The organism is Pseudomonas sp. RW10S2 (genome assembly GCF_014268985.1).
GTDB classification, from domain to species: Bacteria; Pseudomonadota; Gammaproteobacteria; order Pseudomonadales; family Pseudomonadaceae; genus Aquipseudomonas; species Aquipseudomonas wayambapalatensis.
Genome location: NZ_JABWRO010000209.1, coordinates 1 through 3,997, shown reverse-complemented (window position 1 = coordinate 3,997; position 3,997 = coordinate 1). Strand labels below are relative to the sequence as shown.

General features: G+C 64.4%; 5 protein-coding genes. All 5 read left to right on the top strand.

Annotated features, from left to right (window positions below):
• Positions 1–140: 140 nt before the first annotated feature.
• The 5 genes from paaA to paaE are packed head-to-tail and all read left to right on the top strand — an operon-like array spanning position 141 to position 3,817.
• The gene (gene paaA, locus HU729_RS25125; protein WP_065863738.1) at positions 141–1,130 is read left to right on the top strand and encodes a 1,2-phenylacetyl-CoA epoxidase subunit PaaA; all 990 of its coding nucleotides are present in this window, start codon (positions 141–143) and stop codon (positions 1,128–1,130) included.
• A gap of 26 nt (positions 1,131–1,156) precedes the next feature.
• Positions 1,157–1,438, top strand: coding sequence for a 1,2-phenylacetyl-CoA epoxidase subunit PaaB (gene paaB / locus HU729_RS25120; protein ID WP_004374528.1), 282 nt, complete (start codon positions 1,157–1,159; stop codon positions 1,436–1,438).
• A gap of 8 nt (positions 1,439–1,446) precedes the next feature.
• On the top strand, positions 1,447–2,205 hold the full coding sequence (gene paaC / locus HU729_RS25115) for a 1,2-phenylacetyl-CoA epoxidase subunit PaaC (RefSeq protein ID WP_186711883.1): 759 nt from the start codon (positions 1,447–1,449) through the stop codon (positions 2,203–2,205).
• Positions 2,192–2,725: a 1,2-phenylacetyl-CoA epoxidase subunit PaaD gene (paaD, locus tag HU729_RS25110; RefSeq protein ID WP_186664834.1), complete on the top strand. Its 534-nt coding sequence runs from the start codon at positions 2,192–2,194 to the stop codon at positions 2,723–2,725. The genes paaC and paaD overlap by 14 nt, the downstream gene beginning before the upstream one ends.
• A gap of 15 nt (positions 2,726–2,740) precedes the next feature.
• A complete protein-coding gene (gene paaE, locus HU729_RS25105) occupies positions 2,741–3,817 on the top strand; it encodes a 1,2-phenylacetyl-CoA epoxidase subunit PaaE (RefSeq protein WP_186664837.1) in 1,077 nt (358 codons plus the stop codon).
• Positions 3,818–3,997 lie beyond the last annotated feature (180 nt).

The following is a 3,997-nucleotide window of genomic DNA, read 5'->3' as shown; positions in this document are numbered from 1 at the left end:
TGGGAGCGGGCTCGTCCCGCGATAGGGCCGCAACGTGATACACAATTTTATCCGATACATTATTTTATGTTTGATGTTGGATCGCGTATCGCTTATAAAGAACTCCATGCCCCAACCACCCCTGAGGCGGGAGCCCGAACATGTACGCACAGCTAGTCGAAACCGGCGTCAAACGTGTCAAGTCACTGGAAGAGATGTCGCCCGAAGAGCGCCACTTCCAGGAGAAGATCGACGCCGAGATCAAGATCGAACCGAAAAACTGGATGCCCGAGGCCTATCGCCAGACCCTGATTCGCCAGATCTCCCAGCACGCCCATTCGGAAATCGTCGGCATGCTCCCCGAGGGCAATTGGGTCACCCGCGCCCCGAGCCTCAAGCGCAAGCTGCAGTTGATGGCCAAGATCCAGGACGAAGCCGGCCACGGCCTGTACCTGTACAGTGCCATGGAGACCCTCGGCGCCGACCGCGACGAAGAGATCGCCAAGCTGCACAGCGGCAAGGCCAAGTACTCGAGCATCTTCAACTACCCGACCCTGAGCTGGGCCGACATGGGCGCGGTGGGCTGGCTGGTCGACGGAGCGGCGATCGTCAACCAGGTGGTACTGCAACGTACCTCCTACGGTCCCTACTCGCGCGCGATGATCCGTATCTGCAAGGAAGAGAGCTTCCATCAGCGCCAAGGCTACGAACTGCTGCTGACCATGATGCGCCACGGCACCCAGGCGCAGAAGGACATGGTCCAGGACGCGATCAATCGCCTGTGGTGGCCCTCGCTGATGATGTTCGGCCCCAGCGACGAACACTCCCCCAACAGCGCGCAGTCGATGGCCTGGAAGATCAAGCGCCAGACCAACGACGAACTGCGCCAGCGCTTCATCGACCAGACCGTACCGCAGCTCGAACTGCTCGGCTGCACCGCCCCTGACCCGGAACTGAAGTGGAACGCCGAACGCGGCCACTACGACTTCGGTGAAATCCAGTGGGACGAATTCTACGAAGTGATCAAGGGCAACGGCCCCTGCAACCAGGAGCGGGTCGCCACCCGTCGCCAGGCCATCGAAGACGGTGCCTGGGTACGCGAGGCCGCCGTGGCCTATGCGCGCAAGCAACAGAACAAGAACGCCGCCTGAAGCGGCGACCGATGCGGAGATCGAACATGTCTGTCTGGACCCTCTACGAAGTATTCGTGCGCAGCAAGCACGGCCTGAACCACAAGCACGTGGGCAGTGTGCATGCCGCCGACGCGGCCATGGCCATCGAGAACGCCCGTGAGCTGTACACCCGGCGCAGCGAGGGCGTGAGCCTGTGGGTGGTGCCTTCGGCGCTGATCACCGCCTCTTCGCCTGACGAAAAAGACCCGCTGTTCGCCCCTTCGGACGACAAGGTCTATCGCCATGCCAGCTTCTACGAGCTGCCTGACGAAGTCGGACACATGTGAGGCCCGCCATGCACAACGACGATCTGATCCCCTACCTGCTGCTGCTCGGTGACAGCGCCCTGATCCAGGGCCAGCGCCTATGCGAATGGTGTGGCCACGCCCCGGCACTGGAAGAAGAGCTGGCGCTGATGAATGTCGGCCTCGACCTGGTCGGCCAGGCGCGCAACTGGCTGGAGTACGCCGCCGAACTGCTCGACGACGGCCGCGATGCCGACGCCCTGGCGTTTCGCCGTGACGAGCGCGCCTTCCACAACCTGCTGCTGGTCGAGCAACCGAACGGCGATTTTGCCGTGACCATGACCAAGCAGTTCCTCTACGACGCCTGGCACCTGGCGATGCTCGAGGGCCTGTGCGCCTCCAGCGATCCGCGCATCGCCGGGATCGCGGCCAAGGCGCTCAAGGAGGTCACCTATCACCTGCGTCGCTCCGCTGAGTGGGTGCAGCGTCTGGGGGGTGGCACTGACGAAAGCCGTCGCCGCATGCTCGCGGCGATCCCGGCACTGTGGCGCTTCACGGTAGAACTGAGCCAGGGCAGTGAAAGCGAGACCCGCCTGGCCGCCGCGGGTATTGCCACCGACCCGGCGCAGGTGGGTCAAGCCTGGCTTGCCCAGGTCAGCGCCGTGTTCGCCTCGGTCGAGCTGCCGCAGCCCACGCCTGCCAGCCATTTCTACCTGAGCGGTCGCAAGGGACTGCACACCGAACACCTGGGCCTGCTGCTGGCCGAGATGCAGTTCCTGCCACGAGCCTACCCCGATGCGACCTGGTGAGCTGATCGCCGGCGACCGTGGCGCCCGCAGCCTGCGCGAGGGCGACCTGGCGCGGGCCTGGGCGGTGCTGGAGCAGGTCATGGACCCGGAGGTGCCGGTGGTCAGCGTGGTCGATCTGGGGATCGTGCGCGACCTCGACTGGCGCGCCGGCCACCTGCACCTGGTGGTGACCCCCACCTACTCCGGCTGCCCGGCCACCGAGGTGATCGAGGGCGATATCCGCCAGGCCCTGGAACAGGCCGGTTTTGCCCAGCCTGCGCTGGAACGCCGTCTGACCCCAGCCTGGAGCACCGACTGGATCAGCGACCAGGGCCGCGAGCGCCTGCGGGTCTATGGCATCGCGCCGCCCCAGGGCAGCGCCAGCAAGCGCAGCCTGCTCGGCGAAGCCCCCCAGGTGTGCTGTCCGCAATGCGGCAGCACCCATACCGAACTGCTCAGCCAGTTCGGCTCCACGGCCTGCAAGGCGCTTTACCGCTGCCGCGAGTGCCTGGAGCCGTTCGACTATTTCAAATGCATTTGAGCCGTGGAGACGACCATGAGCCAGTTTCACAGCCTGACCATCAAGCAAGTGCGCCACGAGACACGCGACGCCGTGTCGATCGCCTTCGACGTCCCCGCCCATCTGCAGGACGCGTTCCGCTTCACCCAGGGCCAGTACCTGGTGATGCGTACCTTTCTCGACGATGAGGAGGTACGCCGTTCCTACTCGATCTGCAGTGCCGTGCAGGACGGCGAGTTGCGCGTGGCGGTCAAGCGCGTGCCAGGCGGGCGCTTCTCGGCATTCGCCAATGACGTGCTCGCGGCTGGCCAGCAACTGGAGGTAATGCCGCCCAGCGGCAGCTTCTTCGTGCCGCTGCAGGCCGAGCGCTACGGCCATTACCTGGGGGTGGCCGCCGGCAGCGGTATCACCCCGATCCTGTCGATCATCGCCACCACCCTGGCCTGCGAGCCCAACAGCCGCTTCACCCTGCTGTACGGCAACCGCGCCAGCAACAGCGCACTGTTTCGCGATCGTCTGGAAGACCTGAAGAACCGCTATCTGGACCGCCTGAACCTGATTTTCGTGTTCAGCCGCGAACAGCAGGATGTCGACCTGTACAACGGCCGTATCGACGCCGACAAGTGCGGCCAGCTGTTCTCTCGCTGGCTCGACGTGCAGGCCCTCGATGCCGCCTTTATCTGCGGGCCGCAGGCGATGACCGAAACCGTGCGTGCCAGCCTCGAAGACAACGGCATGCCACGCGAACGCATCCATTTCGAGCTGTTCGCCGCCGCCGGCAGCGAAACCCGGCGAGAAGCCCGCGAGGCGGCGCGCCAGCTGGACTCGGCGCTAAGCCATATCACCGTGATCAGCGATGGCCGCGCACTGGCCTTCGACCTGCCGCGCAACAGCCAGAACATCCTCGATGCCGGCAATGCCATCGGCGCCGAACTGCCCTATTCGTGCAAGGCCGGGGTGTGCTCGACCTGCAAGTGCCGGGTCATCGAGGGCGAGGTGGAAATGGACAGCAACCATGCGCTGGAGGACTACGAGGTGGCGGCGGGGTATGTGCTGTCGTGCCAGACGTATCCGCTGAGCGATCGCGTGGTGCTGGATTTCGATCAGCTTTGAGACCGCGTCGTCTTCATCGCGGGACGAGCCCGCTCCCACAGGGATTGGGTTGGACTTTAAAGGGACAAGCCTGCTCCCGCAGGGATTGGGCTGGACTTCAAATTTTGAGCAAGACCGTTGCTCCCACAAGATCCATGGTCACTGCTGTATCTGTGGGAGCGGGCTCGTCCCGCGATCACC

Excerpts from the sequence above, each read along its gene's own strand:
- paaA (WP_065863738.1), top strand. The coding sequence starts at position 141 with ATGTACGCACAGCTAGTCGAAACCGGCGTCAAACGTGTCAAGTCACTG.
- paaB (WP_004374528.1), top strand. The coding sequence starts at position 1,157 with ATGTCTGTCTGGACCCTCTACGAAGTATTCGTGCGCAGCAAGCACGGC.
- paaE (WP_186664837.1), top strand. The coding sequence starts at position 2,741 with ATGAGCCAGTTTCACAGCCTGACCATCAAGCAAGTGCGCCACGAGACA.
- paaD (WP_186664834.1), top strand. The coding sequence starts at position 2,192 with ATGCGACCTGGTGAGCTGATCGCCGGCGACCGTGGCGCCCGCAGCCTG.
- paaC (WP_186711883.1), top strand. The coding sequence starts at position 1,447 with ATGCACAACGACGATCTGATCCCCTACCTGCTGCTGCTCGGTGACAGC.